This is a genomic window from Beijerinckia sp. L45 (assembly GCF_009765775.1).
Taxonomy (GTDB): Bacteria; Pseudomonadota; Alphaproteobacteria; order Rhizobiales; family Beijerinckiaceae; genus RH-AL1.
Map to the genome: position 1 here is coordinate 44,793 of NZ_LMUU01000028.1, position 21,060 is coordinate 65,852.

Sequence of the window (21,060 nt, forward strand, 5' to 3'; positions counted from 1 at the left end):
GACACAATCACCCCTCCAGCGCACCCATGACCGCACCGCGAAAGCCGAACACCTCGCGCGTGCCGCCGAGCGGCACCAGCCGGATGTCGCGCGTCTGGCCCGGCTCGAAGCGCACCGCGGTGCCGGCGACGATATCGAGGCGCATGCCGCGCGCGGCCGCCCGGTCAAACGCCAGCGCCGGATTGGTCTCGGCAAAATGATAGTGCGAGCCGACCTGGATCGGCCGGTCGCCGGTATTGGCGACGCTCAGCACAAGGGTCGGCGCGCCTTCGTTCATGACGATGTCGCCCGGCAGGGCCAAAACTTCGCCCGGTATCAGACCATCCGCGGCCCCGCGGATAGGATGATGGACCGTCACCAATTTGGTGCCGTCGGGAAAGGTCGCCTCGACCTGCACGTCGTGGATCATCGCCGCGATGCCGTCCATCACCTGGTCCGCGGTGACGACATGCGCGCCGGCCTCCATCAGGTCGGCCACGGAACGCCCATCCCGCGCGCCCTCGACGACGGCATCGGTGATCAGGGCGATCGCTTCGGGATAGTTGAGCTTGACGCCCCGCTCGAGCCGGCGCCGCGCCACGTTGGCCGCCATGGCGATCAGCAGCTTGTCTTTTTCACGCGGCGTCAGATTCATGAAAACCTCGGAAACCCAATCTATTGCCAGACGCGCGGCAGCGCGCCGTTGCGCAAGATGCCAAGCGCCGCGACCATAGCGGCGCGCAGAGCCTCTGGCGAGCGCGCGAGCAGCCTAGCAACGAGGATGCCGTCGAAGGCGCTGGCCCCGGCCTCGACCGCCTCGAAGGCGGCGAGCGCCGCGCGCAGCGGATCGAGCGCGGCTTCCGCCTGTCCGTCGACAAAAAGAATGAGCGCGCCTGCCCGCGCGCCGCCACCGAGCGCCGGGCGATCCAAAATCGTCGCGATGTCGCCCTGCAGCCGCGTCGCGTCGGCAAAGACGAGACGCCCGTCACGGCGGACACGCCAATCGTCGCGCAGCGACCCGGCTACCGCCGTCTCGCCCATCGCCAGCCGCCCGAACACCAGCATTTCCGCGGCCAGCAGGGAAGCGTCGGCTGCCATGTCGACGGCGAGCGATCGCGCGAGCCGTGCGCGGTCGAACAGGATGGTTTCCTGCGGCAGCCAGTCGAGGCGGGCGCCGGCCGCCAGCGTGAGGCGGGTGGCGATGGTCGCCGGCTCGGCCTCCGCCCGATAGATTTTTTCCGCCGCCACCGTGGTCAGCACGACCGCCGCCCCGGCGCCGAGCGCGAAGGCGAGATCCAGCCGGTCGCCGCCGAGCACGCCACCGCCGGTGTTGAGGATGATGCCTTCGCAAGGGGAGGCATGGCGCGGCAGACGCAGGCGCAGCGCGCCGGACTCGAGGACGCGGACGCGCTGGGTGACGCCGCCATGCCGCGCAAAGGCGGCACGCAACGCGCTCGTCGAAACCGACGGACGGGATGGCGCCGCACGGACCAAAACGCTCTCGGCGCTCCCGTCGATCGAAACGGCGATGGGATCAAACTCGGACATAAGACACTCGTGGCGCCGCCGCGGCGCCCGGGATCTATACGCAATCTGCCTGCCAGCCCAGGCCCAACGGCTGCCGGCGGCCGCAAGGCTTTGCTAACCATGCCGATCGGAAACCGGCCGTCGCAGGCGAAAGAGCCGGGTTTCCAGCATTGCACCAAGCTTCGATTCATCGTTTCCGCGGCAGGCTCGATCTCCCGTGATTTTATGGATCGATGCTCCGCGATGATGCCAGTGTCCCACCGGGTCGCCGCCGCTTTCGGCGCCGCAGCCAAGCCTGCCGGGCCGCAGCGCGTCCGCGCGACCAATAGCGGCACGGTGGTCATCGCCGTCGCGACCACCTTCGCGTTGCTGTCCGCCCTGATGAGCCTGCTGCCCGACACCGCCCCACCATCCGACGATCTGGCGCAAACCCGTCTGCGCGGCAGCCTGCCCGCCGTCGTCGACCCCGCCGCCCCCTGATCCTCAGACGTTCGGCGATTGCAACGCACCCCGAAACGCGCTTAATGCCGCCGCGCCCCCGGGCGTACCGGCTTCGGCCGGGCCGGTAGCTCAATGGTTAGAGCCGGCCGCTCATAACGGTCTGGTTGCAGGTTCGAGTCCTGCCCGGCCCACCAGATGCCATCCAGGGCATCCTGGATCGAGCGTTAAGCAAGCCAAATCAACATCTTGCCTCAGTCTATCAGTTCTTGCTTTCGCTCGAACTGCATAACATAGTGCATAACATGGATGATGATTTGGCTTTCGCTTCTCATGTCGTTCGGCGCGGAAAAGTATTCCAATACGTCCGAAGGATCCCCTCGGATTTAGAGGGCCTCCTACCCGTTGCTCGTATCCAGAGGTCGCTTCGAACCGCGGATAAGGCCGACGCCTACGCGGCGGCTGCCGCGGTTCACAGCGAGGTCGAGAAGCAGTTCGCAACCGCCCGGCGAAAACAAGGAACAACCCTAAACGTGATTCCTGTCGACGACTGGTTCTGGGCAGACTGGCAACAGCTAGCCGACTGGTTCAGGGCTACTCTAATTGAGGAAGACTGGTGCATCCGCCTTCGCGAACTTCCGGGCGCCGCTTTCGACGGAGGAGTTGAAAGAAAACGATTCTGGCGAGATGACGCGGCGGTTCGATCGCACCTCGACCTCAGAACTCGTCTGCAGGACATGGCGGTTAGTGCCTACGCAGAAGAGCGCTATGCCATTGTCCAAGCACGGATCCGTGCTCTCGGTGTTCCCTTGTCGCGGTCCATGCCGCTCTTCGAACGGTTCATGGCGAGCTGCCTAAAAGCCGAAATCGAGTTCCTAGCTGTGTTCCTTGATCGCGAGGGAGGCCGAATCGAGCCTCAGCCCCATCCAGATACAATCGATGGCAAATGGCGGCAGGCGAGCCAAAAGATTCGCGAACGCCAAATCGGGCTCCTGATCGCCAGCGACCCTGCAGCGTCAAAGAAGGTCGGCAGGACTTTGGCCGATTGCCTCGATCAATGGCGGGGAGACCGGATGCGGGCGAAGAAGCAAGTTACCAAGCATAGCCTCGACGAAAAGGAGTTCGCCATAAGCGAATTCGAGTCGCACTCGAAAACGCGCGACATCGGTGAAATCGCGCGAGCCCATGTCATTGCGTACCGTGATCATCTATCTACGACAAAGTTGAAAACAGCGACATTTAACAAGCGCGTCGGACACATCACGACATTGATAACGACCGCTAAGAAGGCCGGTTGGATTGAAAACGACTTTGCTGGCGGCATCTACATCGACATCCCCGCCGGGACAAATATGCGGGAGCCCTTCAGCAAGGAAGAACTGGCCGCGATCTTTTCCCACGAGACATTTCGAAGTCATTGCCTGTCAAACAATCCGAAAGCTGCAGGCGATCTGCAGTTTTGGTTGCCGCTGATTTCGCTGACCTCGGGCTTGATCTCATCCGAGATTATGCAATTAGGCCCCGAAATGGTCGGACCTCATCCGACCCATCCCGATATCATTTGCTTTCACGTTTCCAATGCGGGCGGTCGTTCGTTGAAGGCTCATGCGCGGAAGCGATATGTACCCATCAGAAAAGAGCTTCTGGAAGGCGGCTTGCTGGACGTCGTCGAGAAGGCCCGAATAGGCGGATGGAAGTTTCTTTGGTCAGCCATCGAGGACCGGCAGGACGTGAGTTTGTCTTCCAACATGTTTTCCGCGTTCTGGAGCGATTTCCTGCGCAAGACGCTCAAGATAACAGATCCCACGAAAGCTCTTTATTCATTTCGCCATAATTTTCGAGACGGGGTCTCCGCCTGCGGCGCAACGGACTACGAAAAAGACCAGTTGATGGGCCATTCAGAGGCGGGAATGGGCGCCAAATACGGGACAAAGGTCAAGCCCAGAGTCGTCGACATCGAGAGACTTGATGGAATTGTGCAGAAGATCGATTGGGCGATGCTTGGAGATATTTCTTGGACAAACACTCAAGATCAATAAACAATCAAGAATACGAAATCTCGTTCGCTCGGATTTAGCTGGGGCGGGAGGATCCTCAGCCGCGTTTTTGAACCCATGGTCTCAGAGGGGGATGTCGTCGCGCCCTCAGTCCGTCGATGACATAATGTAGCAGTCTTCTGGGAAGCGTGAAACTGCGAGGAGGCTGGTCAACTCGAAAAGTTTTGTCGGTGGAGGGCCGAAGGACCGACCTATATTCGACGCTTGATTATTTACCCAGCCGCTTGCTGTCGTATTCACAAATCGAACATCTGCTTTCAGCCAATCCATTGGTCCGGCCGCTTTGCGCCCATTATCGACGTAGGAGTTGCAGAAGTTGGATCGCAAAAGCGGACGTACGTCGACCCCTATTGTTTCTCCCGGTAAGCCATTCCTGTTGGTCTTTTTTCGGTCTGTTCCCTCATCGACTTAGCAATCTGTTCGGAGAACGCCGAAGCAGCGACAGGCAGCCCACGACCGCGAAGCTGGCAGAGGGCAAGATCAGCTTGCGGCACGTCTCTGTCGTCGATCGGACGACTAACAAGCCCGGCGCCGAGATCGCTGGACGGTGCTCCAATCTCGATCTGGAACGACACCATGTTGCAACGAAGGACCAATGCTCGCAGCATTTCGAAGGAATTCGACTCTGCCAGAACCGAAAAGCGAAGATCCTTCCTGCTTGCGATTTCATCGAGAAGCTGACGCCCGCCGAGGCTCCGGTCCGGCAGCGCGGCCGGGTAAGCCGTCAAGTCAGAGAGCCTAAGTGCGGGCTTACCGGCTAATGGGTGATCGGTGCGAAGGATTGCGACCAGACGTTGCGGTAGACTGGCAACGATCCGGATCAATGACGAGACAGTTGGTCGAAACACGAGTGCGAGGTCGACTTCGTAGGACGTGAGCGATGCCAGGGCGCGATCATGGTCCATGACCTTCAGATCGAACATGATCTTGGGTCGTGTGGTCTGGAAGTCCGCGATCTGCGTGGGAAGAAAATCGTGAGCCAATGCCTGACTGCAGGCAATCCGCACCGGCCCGCGCCGTAGCCCTCGTAGATCCTCAATTTGAGATCGCAGCAGATCGACGTCAGCGAGCTGGCTGCGCGCATACCGCACGAACATCTCGCCTGCCGTGGTCAGGCGGACGCCGCGAGCACGCCGCTCGAAGAGTTGGGTCCCTAGTTCTACCTCAAGATCTTGGATGCGCCGGTTCATGGCCGAGGCGGTAAGGTTCAGGCGCTCGGCAGCGCGGCGGATCGACCCGGTCCGGGCTACTTCGACCACATGTTCAAGAAGCTTAAGGTGCCGCATTAGACCATCCTTTCAGTGATGCCTTTTCAGCACCGCTCAGAGGCCATCTTAGCGGCAGATTAGATCGCTCGACAAAGCTATTGTTTGTGTGTCGCCGAGGCGGTCGGCAATCCCGGCACCGACCGCGAGGTAAGCTCGCGCATCCAAAAGGATCAGATCGATGAAGCCCATTCGCCTGGGACAGCTGACGCTCGTCTTCGTTCTAGCTGTAAATGCTGGAATTCTCGCCGTCCCGGCCGCGGCCGAGACCAGCCTCAAGATGATCTTGAACTGGAAGTTTGAAGGACCTCAAGGGATGATTTTCCTTGCGCAGGACCGCGGCTACTTCAAGCAGGAAGGTCTTGATGTCACCTTCGATCAGGGCAACGGCTCGGCGGCAGCCGTCCCAATGGTGGCGAACGGCGCATATGACGTCGGCTTCGGCGACATCAACGCGCTGATCGAACTGGCCGCGAAGCAGCCCGAAAAGGCACCGGTGGCAGTCTACATGCTTTACAATCGGCCGCCGTTCACTGTCGCGGTGCTCGCCGACGGCCCTATCAAGTCTCCGACCGACTTTCCCGGGCATAAGCTGGGTGGAACCCCCAACGACGGCGCCTTAAAGCTTTTCCCGGCGCTCTGTTCTCTGAACCATATCGATTGCACTAAGGTCGCGATGGAGAGCATGCAGCCGGCACTTCGCGAACAGATGCTGGTGCGGGGGCAGGTCGACGGTGTCTTCGGCTACGTGACGACCATTCGCTTCAGCGCCAAGCGCATGGGCGTCGATCCGGACAAGCAGCTCCGGTTCATCCGGTATGATGGCTACGGTCTCAACCTCTATTCCAACGCGATTATCGTTTCGAAGACGTTAGCGAAGGACCACCCGGAAGCCGTGAAGGGCCTCCTGAACGCGATCAACCACGGCATCAAGGATGCCATTGCCGACCCTGATGCCGCGATAAAGGCCGTAGTCGCGCGCGAGCCCCTGCTTAAGCCAGCGGTCGAACGCGAGCGCCTCGAAGCGACGTTCGCAGGCGAGATGAGCAGCCCGGAGATCGCAACGATCGGCCTGGGCGACGTCGACGATCGCCGTCTCTCCGAGGCGATCAATATCCTCGTCAAGGCGGAGGCTCTCCCGCGCACGCCGACGGACGGCGAAGTCTTCGACCGCTCTTTCCTGCCTCCCAAAGGCGATCGTCCGACATCGGTCCATTGAGAGATCGCTTGAAGAGAAAAGGACCAGACCAATGAACCTCATGCTCGTCGACAAAGTCGTTGTGATCACCGGTCCCGCCAAGGGTATGGGAGCCGCGGTGACGCGCGCCTTTGCAGCCGAGGGTGCGCGTCTGTCATTGATCGGACGCGACACCTCTGCAATCGAACCAATAGCTGAAGAAGTGCGTGCGGCCGGCGGGAAGGCGATCGTCGTAGCTTGCGACCTCACGGATGCCAGCCAATGTGAGAACGCGGTTGCTGCGACCAAGGAAGCTTTCGATGGGCGTATCGAAATTCTGGTGAACATAGCCGGCGGCTCGGGACCGATGGGGAAAACAGGTTTTGAGACAACGCCCGAAGAGTTTGACGAGATCGTTACTCTCAACATGAACGGTTGCTTCCACACCATCCGCGCCGTCCTTCCAACGATGATTGCCCAGCGCTACGGCAAGGTGGTCAACGTCGGCGGCACTTTCGGGATGAAAGGACGCGCTGGCCGTGTCGCCTATTCCGCCTCCAAGTGGGGGCTGCGGGGACTGACGAAGAGCTTCGCCCTCGAAGCAGGTCAGTACAACATCAACGTCAACTGCGTGGCTCCAGGCATGGTCGATGGCCCTCGCTTCCGCGACAAGGTTTGCAGGACCATGGCGGAGAAGCTCGGGATCTCGGAGGCCGAGGCCGCCGAGCGTCACGCCGAGGAATATGCGCTGAAGCGCATCACCGTCGACGCAGACGTGGCGAACGCCTGCCTCTTCATGGCCAGCGATGTCTCGCGACAGATCACCGGCGCCGACCTTCCGGTCGACGGCGGCTGGGGCGCTCTCTGACAAGTACCAACCATCATCCCGCGACCTAAGAGGATCCCGCCATGACCAGTACCCAACATGCAGACCTCGTCATCCATGGAGGTAGGATCGTATCGCCAGACTCCGAGCGACAGGAGAGTATCGCCATTAAGGATGGCCGCGTGCTTGCTATCGGCGCCCCCGACACGATGCCCGCCGCGCATGAGACGCTTGATGCGGCCGGGCTTCACATCCTTCCTGGCGCCATCGACGTACACGTGCACTTCCGCGATCCCGGCTATCCGCAGAAGGAAGACTTCGCCAGCGGCACGGCGGCGGCGGCTTTCGGCGGCGTTACGACGGTGTTCGACATGCCTAACACGCTCCCGACGATCGCGACCCCGGAGGCCCTAGCCGCTAAGCACGTGATCGCCAAAGAGAAGGCGTACGTTGACTACGGGCTCTATGCGGTCCTCGGTGAGCCGAGCCTCGACCACATCGATGCTCTGGTCGAGGGCGGGATCATTGGTTTCAAGCTCTACATGGGCAACACATTTGGAAAGGTACCTTCACCGACCACCGGCGCGATGCTGGAAGCTTTCGAACTCGTCGCGCCGACAGGCAAACGTATATCCCTGCACGCCGAGACGAATTCGATCATGGAGCGGCGAGAAACCCGATTGCGCGAATCCGGACGAACCGATCCGCTCGCCCACCTTGCCGCACGCCCCGACGTTGTCGCCGTAGAAGCTGTCGCGCGGGCTGCCATCCTCGCGGAATGGACAGGGGCTCGGATCCACATCCTTCACATCTCTTCGTCCGCCGAACTGCGTCCGCTGGCCGAGGCCAAGGCGCGAGGCGTCGACATCACTGGCGAGACCTGTCCGCACTATCTCATGCTGTCGAGCGATGACTACGAGCGTCTTCGTGGCGTCATCCGCGTCAATCCGCCGGTTCGTGAAGCCGTCAATCAGGAGAAGCTCTGGGCCGCGTTGGAGGACGGGACGATCGACATGATCGCCACCGATCACGCGCCTCACGCGATCGACGAGAAGACGCGCGCCGACATTTGGACCGTCGACTGCGGCTTCCCAGGTGTCGAAACACAGATGCCCCTGATGCTGACCGCCATGAGCGGCCGGCAGGGCAGCATTCGTGACTACGTAAAGTGGAGCGCGGAGAAGCCCGCTAAGACTTGGGGCCTGTATCCCCGTAAGGGCGCGCTCGATGTCGGCTCCGATGCCGACATCGCGATCGTCGACATGAACCGTCCCTGGACCATTGACGACGCCCTTATCCAGTCCCGCGCGAAGATCTCACCGTTCCACGGGATGAGGGCAAGTGCACTCCCGATCCACACGCTGGTGCGCGGACGCTTCGTCATGAAGGACCGCATTCTGCAGGAAGACAGCCGTGGATGGGGTGGATCGGTTCATTCGATCCAAGCGATGCCCCCTGGCGAGGTGCGTAACGGTGAAACCACGATGGCCGCGATCACCTCGCACGACCCGTTCGCGAACATAGAGGCGACGTCATGAAGCCCGCCATCGCCACCCGAAGCTCCGCGACCGAGAACGTCATCAACCTTGAGAAAGTCGGCGTAAGCTTCGGCGTCGCAAGCGCGCTCGTCACGGCCCTGGCCGAAACGTCGCTCCGCATCGCGCACGGCGAATTCGTCGCGCTAGTGGGGCCGTCGGGTTGCGGAAAGTCAACGATACTGAAGCTCGTGGCAGGAACGCTCGACGCCTCTCAGGGCCACGTCTTCGTCGCCGGCCGCGAGGTCGGCGCTGCGCCGGTGCGGATCGGAATGGCCTTCCAGAACCCGACCTTGCTACCGTGGCTCAATATCCGCGACAACGTCATGTTGCCGCTGAAGATCGTGCCGCCGTTCAGGCGCGGATTCGCGGCCAAGCGTAAGACTGAATATCGCGATCGCGTCGAAGCTCTTCTAGCAACCGTCGGTCTGGCCGGCTTCGGCGACAAGTTCCCTTGGCAACTTTCGGGGGGAATGCAGCAACGGGCCTCTCTTTGCCGCGCGCTGATCCATGACCCAACGCTCCTGCTACTCGATGAACCCTTCGGCGCCTTGGACCAGTTCACGCGTGAAGAGCTGTGGGAGATTATGCAGACGTTGTGGATCGAGAAGCGGCCGACGGTCGTCTTGGTCACGCACGACCTTAAGGAAGCGGCCTACCTAGCCTCGCGGATCTGCGTCATGCAGGCCCGGCCCGGCAGGATCATCGAAGATAGCGTGGTCCCCTTCGCGAGGCCTCGCACCGTCGAGGCTTCCTACGAACCAGACTTCGTGGCTCTGACCCAGCATCTTCGCGGCCGCATCGTGGCGGCACGCGGCAACCCGCAGGCGGCAGCATGAGCCCGACCCTCAGGCGGCGCCTCTTTTCAATCGGCTGCATACTCGGCTTCTTCGTCGCCTGGGAATTGCTATGCCTCGCATTTAGAGTCAGCGAGCTCATCCTGCCGCGACCAAGCGTTATCCTCGTGACGATGTGGGCGGACTTCCCAGCGATCCTGCCGCACGCGCTTCAGACGCTCTACACGACACTCGCCGGCTTCGGCCTCGGCATCGTGATCGGCTTTCTCCTGGGCATGCTGATCGGCGGCTCGCGTCTGGCCTACGATACGGCCTACCCAATGCTGGTCGGGTTTTCATCGATCCCGAAGGTGGCCCTCGTCCCAATCTTCGTCCTCTGGTTCGGGGCCGGCACAGTTCCCGCGATCTTGACGGCGATGATTATGTGCATCTTCCCGATCGTCGTGAACGTCGCCACGGGCCTCTCCGCCACAGAGCCGGAATTGCAGGACGTCATGAAGACCTTGAGAGCGACGAAGCTGGAGATCCTCTGGAACATCGGCCTGCCGCGCTCGATGCCTTACTTCTTCGCATCGTTGAAGGTCGCGGCAACGCTCGCCTTTGTGGGCTCCGTCATTTCAGAGACTGTCGCCTCGAACAAGGGGATCGGCAACCTAATGATGATCGCCAGTTCGAACTTCGACGTCCCGTTGGTCTTTGCGGGCCTCTTCATCCTCGCCGCGCTAGGCGTCGCCCTCTACGTCGTCTTCTCACTGATCGAGGGACGCGTGACCGGATGGTCCGTGCGGAGCGACACGTTCTCGACGGGCGGCTGAATCCACCTTTTACGTAGAAAGACCGATGCCATGACTGACCTCCACATCACCGCCGGCCCTTACGTCTTCGGCGCCAAGTTCGAAACCGCTAAAGCCCCCAAGACCTGCGAGGCATTCAGGAAGCTACTGCCGCTCGACAGCAAGCTCATCCACGTGCGCTGGAGCGGAGAGGGCGTGTGGATCCCCTTCGCAGACGCCGATTTCGGCATCGGCTTCGAAAACCATACGAGCCACCCGGCACCAGGTCAGTTCATTCTCTACCCGGGCGGACTCAGCGAAACCGAGGTCCTCTTGGCCTACGGGGCGGTGGACTTCTCCTCGAAGATGGGTCAGCTCGCCGGCAACCACTTCATCACGATCACGTCCGGTCTCGACAATCTCTATGCTCTCGGCAATCTGATCCTCTGGGAGGGTGCCCAGAAGATAAACATATCGATCGTCTGATGGCCCACCATCATCTCGACGCTGGTCCGAAGACCGTCCATTGGGGCTTTCTCGACGCCGCACTTCCTCCGGTCCTCGAGATCGATACCGGGGACACCGTCTCCGTCCGGACCATGAGCGGGAGCGTGGACGAAGTCCCAGCCAAGGGGAGCTTTTTGGTTCGTGACGAATTGCTGGCAGTTCATGACGGCGTCGAACGACGCCTTGGGCCCCACATCCTCAATGGTCCGATCTTCGTCCGGGGCGCAGAGCCAGGTGACGCCCTCCGCGTGACCATAGTTGAAGTCCTGCTCGCCGACGACTGGGGGTACAACCTCATCGCGCCGCACAAGGGGCTGCTCCCGAACGACTTCCCAATCGGGGGGGTGATCCACTTCGGGATCGACAGGGAGAACTCCCGGATAAAAATGCCTTGGGGTGGCACCATTCCCGCTCGCCCGTTCTTCGGTGTCATCGGGACGGCTCCCGCGCCCGAAGAAGGCGTGGTGACGTCTATTGTGCCCGGCTCGTTCGGCGGCAACATAGACAATAAGGAACTGACGACGGGATCGGTGCTCTTCCTGCCCGTCGCCACGCGGGGCGGCCTTCTGTCCGTCGGGGACGGTCATGCCTCACAAGGGGATGGCGAGGTTTGCCTGACCGCCGTGGAGACCGGGCTCGCGGGCACGCTGCGGATCGACGTCATCAAAGATGCTCGTTTGTCCGCGCCTCACGCCGAGACCAAGACGCATCTGATCGCGATGGCATTCGACGAAGATTTCGACGAAGCCGTCCGGACCGGCGTACGTCGCATGATCGCCCTAATCCGCGAGGCTAGCGCCCTGTCGGCCGAACAAGCGTACCGGCTATGCAGCATCGCCGCTGACGTGAGGATCACGCAAGTTGTGAATCGTAAGCGGGGTGTCCACGTCATGCTTCCCCTTGCTGTATTGCGAGAGTGCCTGACAGCATGAAGAGGCTCCAGCCCCAAGCGGACGTTTCCGGCGGCAGCAGGCCTCTGCGTCTCAGGATGTCGAGGATTCATGCGCCGGCGTTGATGTATTTCGACGAGGTACGGCGCTCGACCTCGATCCGCGAAGCGGCCAGGCGGCTTAATGTTGCGTCTTCCGCGGTGAACCGGAGAATACTTCAGCTTGAGGCGGAAATTGGTGCGCAACTTTTCGACCGCTCACCGGGTGGGTTGAAACTTACCGCCGCGGGGAAGATCCTAGCCCTTCATGTGACGAACGTCATCCATGACGTGGTGAGGGCAAACGCCGATCTCGACGCTTTGAACGGACCCGGTAACGAAGAGCATGTCGATCTTGTCGCCATGGATGGTCTCTGTCAGGACCTTATTCCTGAAGCTATCGAGCATATGGACAGGTCTCACGGCCGCATTTCGGTAGGTGTCGCGATCCTCGACGTCTTTGAGATCACCGATGCGTTGATCGAAGGTCGTGGGGACGTCGGGCTTGTATTCGAAGCCGACCGTCATGCGGAGATCCGCCGGCTCGCATCAGCACGGCTCAGGCTCGGCATAGTGGTTCGAACCGACTCACCGCTCGCAGGACGTACATCACTTTCTCTCGAAGATTGCCTCGATGCACGGATCATGCTTCCGAAAGGACATTTCGCGAACTGTGAAGCTATGATTGGAGTGCTCGACCAGATTGGGCTCGCGAACGCCCGGTTCGAGACCGATTCTATCGAAGTGATGAAACAACTCGTCCTCAGAGGCCTCGGCGTCGCGTGTGCGACGAGACTAGGCTGGAGCAACGAGATTGCGCTTGGGCGTCTCGTGCACGTGCCGCTGCATTACGCAGGTGCCCACATCTACGGCGAACTTGGCTTGTACGTGCGCAAGGACAAGCCGTTGTCAGCCGCAAGTGAGATATTCGCGCGCAGCCTTGGCAAGGTCATCGCATCTCTTGGCGACGAATAAATATAGAACAGGGTTTGGTTGATGCCGGAACAACATCAGGTGAGCGATAAGTTATTCTATGCAATGACAGATATCTAATAAATAGATGTATCTCCTGTTTTTGCTGAGGCTATATCGATGTTGTACAGAAAATACACCAGAGAATACTTTGAGGTTACTCGTCGCATGGCGGGTCTGCTGGCTATTGCCACAACGTTCGGGGCGGCACTGATAGGTCCCGCTATCGCACAGGAGGTCAACGGGCCGCCTGAGGAGAACCCCCAGCCCCAAGTGAGGCCCCCCACCAACGTCAAGCCGAATGGCGTCGACCAGCCGGGCGCGCTGTTTGATCTAACACCACTTGGTGCACAGCTTGGATCTACCCTCAAGAACCGCGGCATCTATCTCAACGGGAGCTACACTGCCAACCTTGGAAGTGTTGTTGACGGTGGTCGCAAGGAGGGCACTTACGAGGCCAACCAGACAACGTTCGGCGCTGACTTCGATCTACACAGGATGTACGGGCTTGATGGTACGTCCGTGCACTTCCTGGCTGTGTCTCGCGAAGGCGTGAAAGACAACCGGACGTTCAGCGGAAGTTCGACTGAAGGTTTTGACATCAACGGTCCGGTAACAGCGACGCGTCTCACTGAACTCACGATCGACAAGAGCCTCTTCAACGATCATCTTCTGCTCCTCGCTGGCCGATCACCCGGCGCGGTCGAGTATGCGACGTCGGACCTGTACTGCAACTTCCTCTCTGGGCTCTGCGGCAACCTCACGCCTTACGCTTGGTCGAGCAACAGCAACGCTGGCTTCTGGCCTCTGGCGACTTGGACAGGGCGGGCAACGATCAAGCCAACGGCTTCGACGTACATCCGCTTCGGTGCCAGTGAAGCGAATCCGGACGAATACCTCAGCCATAGCAGCTGGCCCTGGAACGGAGGATGGGACACATCCCATGCCACGGGTGTCGTCATACCTCTGGAAATTGGTTACCGGACGAGCTTCGCGAATGATCCTTATCCCCGCGCTTTTGACGTCGGAGCATTCTACGATACCAGCACCTATTCCGACCCTTTTTACAACACGGCGGGGCAGTCGGCGACGCGCTTCGGCGGCACACCCTTGACGCACGCAGGCAGAGCCTCCGTCTACGTGCAGGCACAGCAGATGGTCTGGCGCCCAGATCTAGAAAGCCACCGAGGCGTGACCTTGTTCGGAGCCGCGCTTTTCGGTGTCCACGGGGTGGAGCAGATCGAGGATTACTTCCTGGCCGGACTTGTGGACGTCGGACCATTTGCATCCCGGCCAAACGACACCATAAACTTTCTCAGCTACACGAACGTTTTCGACAAGAGGGTGACGGATGATTACGCCGCCTCATTAGCGAGTACGGGCCAGATTGGATCGCCTTCACGGACGGAGACGGTGTTCGAGCTGAACTACGGTCTGTTATTCGCACCCGGCTTCCAGTTAAAGCCGTTTGTGCAGTACATAATACATCCCGATCAAATCGGCTTCGGACCGGTGGTGGCTTCTGACCGCCATGCCGTCATCGTCGGCGCCGCGTTCTCAATCGCTTTCAACGATGCCTTTGGACTTCCGGCGTTCGTCAGAAGCAGGTGATGAACATTTTGAATCCGGTATCGAAGCGTTTGGGACGTCTCGATTTTGCAAGCTTCAGTGCAATCCACCTGTGGAATGCGCGGAGCCTTGCCGACCGGCTGCTTTCCTATCTTTTCTGGTAGAAAGCAGCCTTTCCGTTCACGGCCATTACATGCCGGCGTTCGGCGCTGCGTCCATATTGGTCGTTCGAAGTTTTCCATCTGCGAATACATGAAGGGGGGCGTTCGACAGCTTTCGCTAAGCTCGAATAAAGGTTGTCTATAGGCAGCCTCGCTGAATGAGGAACGACATCCGCTGCCCAGCATCCAAGGTGAAGGTCAGAAGAACCATATCGGGATCGGATGTTTCGTCGATTTTCAGGGCCTTTGCCGTGTGTGCGAAATGAACGCGCCGGTCGGCGACGGACTTTTCCTCACACCCTTGTTGCGCAAGGGCGACCGCGGCCTGCAGCGCCGTCAGGTCGCGCCGGTCGATCTCGAGATCGGCCTGGCCTTGGGTCGTTTGAAGCCGAACCCGCACAGCGCTGCCGTCATCGCTTGCGACCGACCCAACCACGCCAAGAACCCTGAGGACAGATCGCACGTTGTCCCCGGACGGCTCGGACGACATGATGCCCAAGGGCGCCGTCGCGCGGCGGTATGATCCCGTCGCGACGCGCCCGTTCCGCTGCTGTCTCATGGTCCAGTCTCATCCATACGTTCGAACGGCACCGGATGAGCTTAATCATCCGTACGCCGGCAGCCTAACGGAACTGATCGACAGGAGGCCCGGACGCAAGCAACCTTGCGTGATCGTCAGAACGTATATTTTCCTGTGAGCACCGCCGTACGCCCGGGACCGGGCTGGGCGGCGCCGAAACCAGAAAGCGATTCGAAGTTCTTCGTGTCGAGCAGGTTCTGGATGTTCAGCTGCAGCGAGAATTTCTGGTTGAGCTTGTAGCTCGCCATCGTGTCGAACCGCCAATAGCCAGGCACACGGCCGGTATCCGCGCTGCTGGTGTACCGATCCGATGTATAGTAGGCGCTCGCGCCCGCCGTGAACTGGGACGTCAGCGCATAGGTCGTCGACATCGCGATCGTGTTGCGCGGCAAATCCTGGAGCTTGTTGCCGGGAGCACTCACGAAGTTTCCGGTCGTCTGCGAGATGGCGCTCGCGAGCACGCGGCCGTCCATGTAGGTGTAGCCGCCGAAAGCGCTCCACTTGTCCGTGATCTTTCCGGCGATACCCAGTTCGGCGCCCTGCACCCGCGTCGTTCCAACCTCTTGATAAATTCCAAGGGTCGAGTTGATGGCCTCGACAGCGTTATCCTGTGTGACGCGGAACAAGGCGCCGGTCAGACTGAGTTTCTGATCGAAGAGATCGTATTTGGCGCCGACCTCGTAAGTCTGGTTTGTCGTAGGCTGCAGGCTCTGTGCCCCGCCGGCAATGGTCAGATATTCGCTCGTTGGGTCGAAGGACGTGCCGTACATAAAATAGATGCTGGCGTTGTGAACCGGGTGAAACACCGCGCCCGCGCGCCAACTCACGAAGTCGACTGTATTGACGACATTATAGGGCACGGTGGCGCTGTACGGGCCTGTCACGGCGCCGGTGAACGTGTTTTGGGACGCGGAAAACTGGTCCACTGAAAGGTGGTCGTACCGTAGCCCGGCCATCAGCTCGAAATATTGATTAATCTTGATCTGGTCGCTGCCGTAGACGCCAATACCGCGGCCGAGATCGGACTGGTTGGTGCTGGTTGTCGGGAGGTTGCCGAGCACCGCGGGATAGGCATTAGGGTTTGCCACGTTCACGCGATCGAACGGCTGCACGTAGGTCGAACGCAGCTGATCCCGTGATTCCTGGTCGAGTTCGACGCCGGTCGAGGTCGTGTGTTCGAGGAAGCCGGTGTGGAAGTGGCCGGTCAGATCGGTTTGGTTCGTCAGCAACGAATTCTGCGTGTGATTCTGAAAGTAGTTCCCGTTGTTGATATAAAGGTTGTTGAGGTTGGTGCCCTGCGGAACCGTCGTCAGGGCCGTACCGCCGGTCGCGCTCGTGAAAAAGTTCGTTGGATTGGTCAGGGTGGTTTGCGTGCCGCGAACGCTCACGAAGCGGTCGATGTTGGAATAGCGCGTCTGATTGGTGATCTTCCAATCCTTGTTGAAGTCGTGATCGACCTTCAACGTGGCGATATGCGCGGTGACGACCTCCTGGTCTTCCACCGTTCCGTAGAACGTGTTCTTCGAGACCGGTGCCGGCTGTGCGAACTTCGAGCCGAAGAAAGAGCCTGGCAGAAGCGGAATCCCGTAATCCGGGACGTTGTCGTCGTGCTGGTAGATGTAAGACAGCGTCGCGTGAGTGTCGGCGGAGAAATTCGTGGTGATCGACGGCGCGACGCCGATGCGACGGTTGACGACGTGGTCGCGATCCGCGACATCCGTATCGTTGCCGAGCAGCACGATGCGTGCCGCGCTTTCGCCGAAGGTCCGGTTAACGTCCAACGTCGACCGAACGCCGGGCGAGGTGTAGCCCGCAACCTCAAGCGTGGTGAAATCTGTGAACTTCGGCAGCTTGCTCGTCAGGTTGACGACGCCACCCGTCGATCCGCGTCCGAAGGCGAAGGACGACGGCCCCTTCAGCACCTCGACCTCGTCGACCGAGAACGTATCGCGGGTGTACCAGCCGGGATCACGGATGCCGTCCCGGTAGATGTCGTTCCGCGCGGAATAGCCGTGGATGTTGATGTTGTCGCCCTGGGTGCCGCCCTCGCCGCCGAGGAACGAGATGCCGGGCACGTTGTGCAGCGTCTCGACCAGCGTCGACGTGTGCTGATCCTGGATAACCTGCTGGGGAATGACGGTGATGCTTTGCGGCGTGTCGACGACGCGCGTCGGCAGGCGCGTGATCTGGGTCTGGCCCGGATTATAGGCGCTGCCGGTCTGTCCGCCGCCGCCATTGCTCCCGCCCTGTGACGTCGCGGGGCTCGGCGCGCTCGAAGCCTGTTGCGCCTGCGTTGCGCGAGGATCATGGCGGATCGGCTGGCGCACAGCTGCCTTCACGGAAACGCGAGATGCCGTTGGCTTTGTGACGACAGCCTTCTTGCGAACAATCGGGGCATCGACGGTGACGGCGGGAAGCGTCGTGGCTTCGGGCTGCGCCGCGGCGCCGACCGAGCCGAGCATCAAGGTGGAAAGTCCGAGCGCCACGCTGGCACCTGGTGCACGCGCTCGCGCCTTGATGAACGGCGATTTCGTCACCCCAACCGGCGTGACGTCCGCAACATGGTCCGATCCAGACTTACGCATCAATGAGCCCCCGCCCTTATTTTTCGAAGGCCCAGCACAACAGGCCTTATGGAGCGCATACAGAGCAAGTAACGGGATAACAAGCGCAGATCTGTATGATATAACACTATCTAATTATAATAATTACAAACTGGCGCTTAACCTATTTAGAGTGATTCAAAACAAGGATTGTTGTGTTTCATGCGGAATTCTCTACGAAACAAATCTCCTTGAAGCTCATACGGAAACAGCATGGCGACGCGAACAGTCTGGCGATACCTTCACCTTTGGATCGGGGTCGGCTGCGGCCTGTTTCTGCTGATCCTGGGTGTTTCCGGTTCGGCTTTGTTGTTCGCGCCCGAGCTCGACAAGATCACCCGTAGCGCATTGTACGCGACCCACGATGGCGCTGTCGCGCAGCCGCTCGCCACCTACATCGATGTCGCGCGTCGCGCGGTGCCAAACGGCGATCCGGCTACCATCCGCTGGCCGGCCGGCCCGGGTCAGCCGATGACGGTTCTGCTCCGCCTTCAGGCTGATTACAAACCAAAAGGCGAGGCAGCGGACGCCGGGACGTCCGGCACGCCGGAGCATCACCGCCACCATGCCGACGCCGGCGCTGGCGCCGCAGCCGGACCGCAAGACCATGTCGCTGGGCAAGACGATGGACCGGCGCGGCGCGCGGACCAGGGCCAGGGCAACCGCGGTGGACGCCCGCGTATGCTCATGGCTTACCTCGATCCGCCGACGGCGGCGCTTCTCGGCACGGCCGATCCGCGCGGTGGCGTCGTGGGCTGGATCCGCTCGCTGCACACAGACCTTCTCGTGCCGATGTTCGCGGGCCGGCAGATCGTCGGATGGATCGGGGCTGGTCTACTGGTGCTCAGCCTGACCGGCGTCTATCTCTGGTGGCCCCGCAATGCGGGCTTCCTCCGCGGGCTGGCGTGGCGCCGCAGCCCGAAAGTGGTCACCAATCTTCATCACCGCATCGGCTTCTGGATCGCCGTGCCGATCGCGATCATGGCGTTCACCGGTGTCTACCAGGCCTTTCCGCAGCAGGGACAAGCGGCAATGGCCCTCGTGGCCCCGGTGGCGCAGACAAGCCGGCAGGGGTTTGGACCGCTTTTGAGTAGCCCGAAGCTGTCCCCGCAGGAGGCCGTCGACGCCGCCTCGAAGGAGACCGCGTCTTACAGGCCGCTATCGCTCGCCTACCCGTCCGAGGCGGCACCGGCCTGGCGCATCCAGCTTGTGAGCGACGATGGCGATGTCCGGACTGTCCTCATCGACGATGCGACGATGGCCCCGTCCACGCCCCCACAACAACTGCGCGGGGATGCGATCCTCGGCTGGTTCCGGCAGTTGCATGAGCACGCCCGCGATCGCGGGCGGGTGTGGATCGCCATCGCGCTCGCGGCGGGCCTTTCCGTGCCCATGTTAATGGTCACCGGCGTGATCATGTGGCTGCGCCGGCGCAAGGCGGCCGCAGCCTTGCGCGCGCTGAAGGCCGGCTCGTCGGCCGCGGCTGTCGCGGCGGAATGAACCGTGGCGCGTCCGCCCGCAGCGAAGGCAGAAACAGGAAGGTTTGTCGATGATCGTTCATATCCCAAACGTTCTCACGAAAGCGGAGGTTGCCCATTGCCGTTCGGTGATGGAGCCGGCCGATTGGGTCGATGGGAACGTGACCTCGGGGCACCAGGCCAAGAAGGCGAAGAAGAATCTTCAGCTCCTCGAAGGCGTTCCCGCGCAGCGCGAACTCGCCGATATCGTCCTGCAGGCGCTGAACAAGAACAACCTGTTCTTCTCGGCAGCTCTGCCGCACACCATCTGCCCGCCGCTGTTCAATCGTTACAATGCCGGCATGACCTTCGGGACGCATGTCGATAACGCCGTGCGCCGGTCCGCCGGCGGCCTTCGCATCCGGACCGACATTTCCGCCACGCTGTTTCTATCGGAGCCGGAGGAATATGAGGGTGGAGAACTTACGATCGAGGACACCTACGGCAGCCACAGCGTCAAGCTTCCGGCAGGCGACCTGATCATCTACCCCTCGGACAGTCTGCACCATGTGACGCCGATCACGGAAGGCTCGCGGTCCGCATCGTTCTTCTGGGTGCAAAGCCTGATTCGCGACCTGCGGCAGCGCCGCCTGCTGTTCGATCTCGACGGCGCAATCATCCAGCTGACGCGCGACATGCCCGACAATCCCGCGCTGGTCACGCTGATGGGCACGTACCACAACCTCCTGCGACTCTGGACCGAGGTCTGACGTCCCGCTTTTTCTGCGCTCGCTACATCGGCTTTATTGCAGCAAGGAACCGAAAACTGACTGGCAACTCTGCGCCCTTCACGGACATTCCGCGAGTCTTAGCCCATACCAAAAAGCTGCCGTCCAGATCTTACAAAAATTTGGCATCGGCAAGCGGGTTTTTAATTCGGTAGACTGCTTACAGCCGCGCTTACCCATCCCAGGCCGGATCGTCTGCCACCGGTAGTCCGCATGGAGTTCCCGGGCGGACCCTTGTCGATCCCTCGTGGTCGACTGTTATAATAGCAAGCCATTCATCATGACAAAGGTCAGGACAGAAATTTTTTGAGATCGGGAGATTCTCCTATTGACTCTGCTATGATATTGAGAGGTCGCCTGCTTTGGTATCTTGGAGTTTTCTTATGTTGAAAAGCCCCTGCGTGTCCGCTTCGATGATTGCTTTCGGTCTTCTCCTTGCCTCCGCTCCAATTTCTGCCATTGCGGCGAAGATGGCGCCGGACATGAAGATGCTCGATCCCGACACTGACGGCACCGTTAGCCTCGACGAAGCCCAAAAGGCCGCGGCAGCGAAATTCAATGCCCTGGACCCGGACAAGGATGGCACGCTCGACATGAAGGAAGCCAAGCACCTGATGTCCAAGAATGCCTTCAAGATGGCGGATCCCGACAAGGATGGCTCCATCGACAGGACAGAATATGCCGCGGCCGTCGAGGCCGCGTTCAAGAAGGCCGATCCCGATGGCGACGGCACGCTCGACGCCAAAGAGCTATCGAGCACCGCCGGCAAAAAACTGCTGATGCTTATTCAGTAGAAGGACCGACCGGGCGCCAGACGCAAAAAATAATGAGGCGGCAGCCGGTCCAATGGTGCCGCCACGTTTCTGTCTTATGGCCAGCATACCTTATGCGACCGAACTACCTGTCGATACCGATAGGTCACTACGTTTCAGAAAGAGCGCGGCCGCAATGCTCCAAAACCTCGATGGCAGGCTTACAGCCGACGTTATCTCGCTACTTAAAACCTGGTTAATTAACCAATTGCACGTGGGTCCTTGCCTGCGGCCACGTTGAATTGTCGTCTACTGGCCGGTCCCCACTGAGTGGTCCGGGGTTTATGTTAGTTCATGGTCGGCCTGAGC

General features: G+C 60.5%; 20 protein-coding genes and 1 tRNA gene. 15 read left to right on the top strand and 6 right to left on the bottom strand.

Annotated features, from left to right (window positions below; translation table 11 throughout):
- Nucleotides 1–7: 7 nt before the first annotated feature.
- Together GSQ79_RS02250 and GSQ79_RS02255 are read right to left on the bottom strand one after the other, a co-directional pair.
- The gene (locus GSQ79_RS02250; protein ID WP_158807110.1) at nt 8–634 is read right to left on the bottom strand and encodes an urease subunit gamma; all 627 of its coding nucleotides are present in this window, start codon (nt 632–634) and stop codon (nt 8–10) included.
- 20 nt (nt 635–654) lie between these two features.
- Nucleotides 655–1,527 (bottom strand): urease accessory protein UreD, encoded by an 873-nt coding sequence (locus tag GSQ79_RS02255; protein ID WP_158807111.1) that lies wholly within the window; start codon nt 1,525–1,527, stop codon nt 655–657.
- A 222-nt stretch (nt 1,528–1,749) separates the two neighbouring features.
- On the opposite strand from GSQ79_RS02255, the gene GSQ79_RS02260 reads away from it, so the two are divergent.
- The 3 genes from GSQ79_RS02260 to GSQ79_RS02270 all read left to right on the top strand — a co-directional run bounded on the left by GSQ79_RS02260 (nt 1,750) and on the right by GSQ79_RS02270 (nt 3,983).
- Nucleotides 1,750–1,986, top strand: coding sequence for a hypothetical protein (locus GSQ79_RS02260; RefSeq protein ID WP_158807112.1), 237 nt, complete (start codon nt 1,750–1,752; stop codon nt 1,984–1,986).
- 79 nt (nt 1,987–2,065) lie between these two features.
- A tRNA-Ile gene (locus GSQ79_RS02265) sits at nt 2,066–2,141 on the top strand.
- Between the two features lie 108 nt (nt 2,142–2,249).
- On the top strand, nt 2,250–3,983 hold the full coding sequence (locus GSQ79_RS02270) for a DUF6538 domain-containing protein (RefSeq protein ID WP_158807113.1): 1,734 nt from the start codon (nt 2,250–2,252) through the stop codon (nt 3,981–3,983).
- A 365-nt stretch (nt 3,984–4,348) separates the two neighbouring features.
- Here the strand turns inward: GSQ79_RS02270 and GSQ79_RS02275 are convergent, their stop codons facing one another.
- A complete protein-coding gene (locus GSQ79_RS02275) occupies nt 4,349–5,287 on the bottom strand; it encodes a LysR family transcriptional regulator (protein ID WP_158807114.1) in 939 nt (312 codons plus the stop codon).
- Nucleotides 5,288–5,447: 160 nt separating this feature from the next.
- On the opposite strand from GSQ79_RS02275, the gene GSQ79_RS02280 reads away from it, so the two are divergent.
- The 9 genes from GSQ79_RS02280 to GSQ79_RS02320 all read left to right on the top strand — a co-directional run bounded on the left by GSQ79_RS02280 (nt 5,448) and on the right by GSQ79_RS02320 (nt 14,392).
- Complete coding sequence (locus GSQ79_RS02280; RefSeq protein WP_158807115.1) at nt 5,448–6,485, top strand: ABC transporter substrate-binding protein; 1,038 nt, start codon at nt 5,448–5,450, stop codon at nt 6,483–6,485.
- 31 nt (nt 6,486–6,516) lie between these two features.
- Nucleotides 6,517–7,311 (top strand): SDR family NAD(P)-dependent oxidoreductase, encoded by a 795-nt coding sequence (locus tag GSQ79_RS02285; RefSeq protein WP_158807116.1) that lies wholly within the window; start codon nt 6,517–6,519, stop codon nt 7,309–7,311.
- 41 nt (nt 7,312–7,352) lie between these two features.
- Nucleotides 7,353–8,807 (top strand): allantoinase AllB, encoded by a 1,455-nt coding sequence (gene allB, locus GSQ79_RS02290; protein ID WP_158807117.1) that lies wholly within the window; start codon nt 7,353–7,355, stop codon nt 8,805–8,807.
- Nucleotides 8,804–9,643 carry an ABC transporter ATP-binding protein gene (locus GSQ79_RS02295; RefSeq protein WP_158807118.1) on the top strand — a complete coding sequence of 280 codons (840 nt, stop codon included), beginning with the start codon at nt 8,804–8,806 and terminating at the stop codon, nt 9,641–9,643. Before allB ends, GSQ79_RS02295 begins: the two co-directional genes overlap by 4 nt.
- Nucleotides 9,640–10,416: an ABC transporter permease gene (locus tag GSQ79_RS02300; RefSeq protein WP_158807119.1), complete on the top strand. Its 777-nt coding sequence runs from the start codon at nt 9,640–9,642 to the stop codon at nt 10,414–10,416. Before GSQ79_RS02295 ends, GSQ79_RS02300 begins: the two co-directional genes overlap by 4 nt.
- Before the next feature lie 30 nt (nt 10,417–10,446).
- On the top strand, nt 10,447–10,860 hold the full coding sequence (locus GSQ79_RS02305) for a DUF3830 family protein (protein WP_158807120.1): 414 nt from the start codon (nt 10,447–10,449) through the stop codon (nt 10,858–10,860).
- Nucleotides 10,860–11,813, top strand: a complete 954-nt coding sequence (locus tag GSQ79_RS02310; RefSeq protein ID WP_158807121.1) for an acetamidase/formamidase family protein — start codon at nt 10,860–10,862, stop codon at nt 11,811–11,813. The genes GSQ79_RS02305 and GSQ79_RS02310 overlap by 1 nt, the downstream gene beginning before the upstream one ends.
- Nucleotides 11,814–11,896: 83 nt before the next feature.
- On the top strand, nt 11,897–12,784 hold the full coding sequence (locus GSQ79_RS02315; protein ID WP_246725046.1) for a LysR family transcriptional regulator: 888 nt from the start codon (nt 11,897–11,899) through the stop codon (nt 12,782–12,784).
- 165 nt (nt 12,785–12,949) lie between these two features.
- Nucleotides 12,950–14,392, top strand: a complete 1,443-nt coding sequence (locus tag GSQ79_RS02320) for a carbohydrate porin (protein ID WP_158807122.1) — start codon at nt 12,950–12,952, stop codon at nt 14,390–14,392.
- 258 nt (nt 14,393–14,650) lie between these two features.
- On the opposite strand, the gene GSQ79_RS02325 is transcribed toward GSQ79_RS02320, so the two are convergent.
- Together GSQ79_RS02325 and GSQ79_RS02330 are read right to left on the bottom strand one after the other, a co-directional pair.
- Nucleotides 14,651–15,070, bottom strand: coding sequence for a hypothetical protein (locus tag GSQ79_RS02325; protein ID WP_158807123.1), 420 nt, complete (start codon nt 15,068–15,070; stop codon nt 14,651–14,653).
- A gap of 116 nt (nt 15,071–15,186) precedes the next feature.
- The gene (locus GSQ79_RS02330; RefSeq protein ID WP_158807124.1) at nt 15,187–17,676 is read right to left on the bottom strand and encodes a TonB-dependent siderophore receptor; all 2,490 of its coding nucleotides are present in this window, start codon (nt 17,674–17,676) and stop codon (nt 15,187–15,189) included.
- A 231-nt stretch (nt 17,677–17,907) separates the two neighbouring features.
- Between GSQ79_RS02330 and GSQ79_RS02335 the strand changes: the two genes are divergently transcribed.
- A complete protein-coding gene (locus GSQ79_RS02335; protein ID WP_158807125.1) occupies nt 17,908–19,194 on the top strand; it encodes a PepSY domain-containing protein in 1,287 nt (428 codons plus the stop codon).
- A 49-nt stretch (nt 19,195–19,243) separates the two neighbouring features.
- Nucleotides 19,244–19,921, top strand: coding sequence for a Fe2+-dependent dioxygenase (locus GSQ79_RS02340; RefSeq protein WP_158807126.1), 678 nt, complete (start codon nt 19,244–19,246; stop codon nt 19,919–19,921).
- Between the two features lie 355 nt (nt 19,922–20,276).
- On the opposite strand, the gene GSQ79_RS28880 is transcribed toward GSQ79_RS02340, so the two are convergent.
- Nucleotides 20,277–20,423 carry a hypothetical protein gene (locus tag GSQ79_RS28880; RefSeq protein WP_210252993.1) on the bottom strand — a complete coding sequence of 49 codons (147 nt, stop codon included), beginning with the start codon at nt 20,421–20,423 and terminating at the stop codon, nt 20,277–20,279.
- Here GSQ79_RS28880 and GSQ79_RS02345 point away from each other — a divergent pair.
- Nucleotides 20,422–20,733, top strand: coding sequence for an EF-hand domain-containing protein (locus tag GSQ79_RS02345; protein ID WP_368669904.1), 312 nt, complete (start codon nt 20,422–20,424; stop codon nt 20,731–20,733). The genes GSQ79_RS28880 and GSQ79_RS02345 overlap by 2 nt on opposite strands.
- Nucleotides 20,734–21,060: the final 327 nt, after the last annotated feature.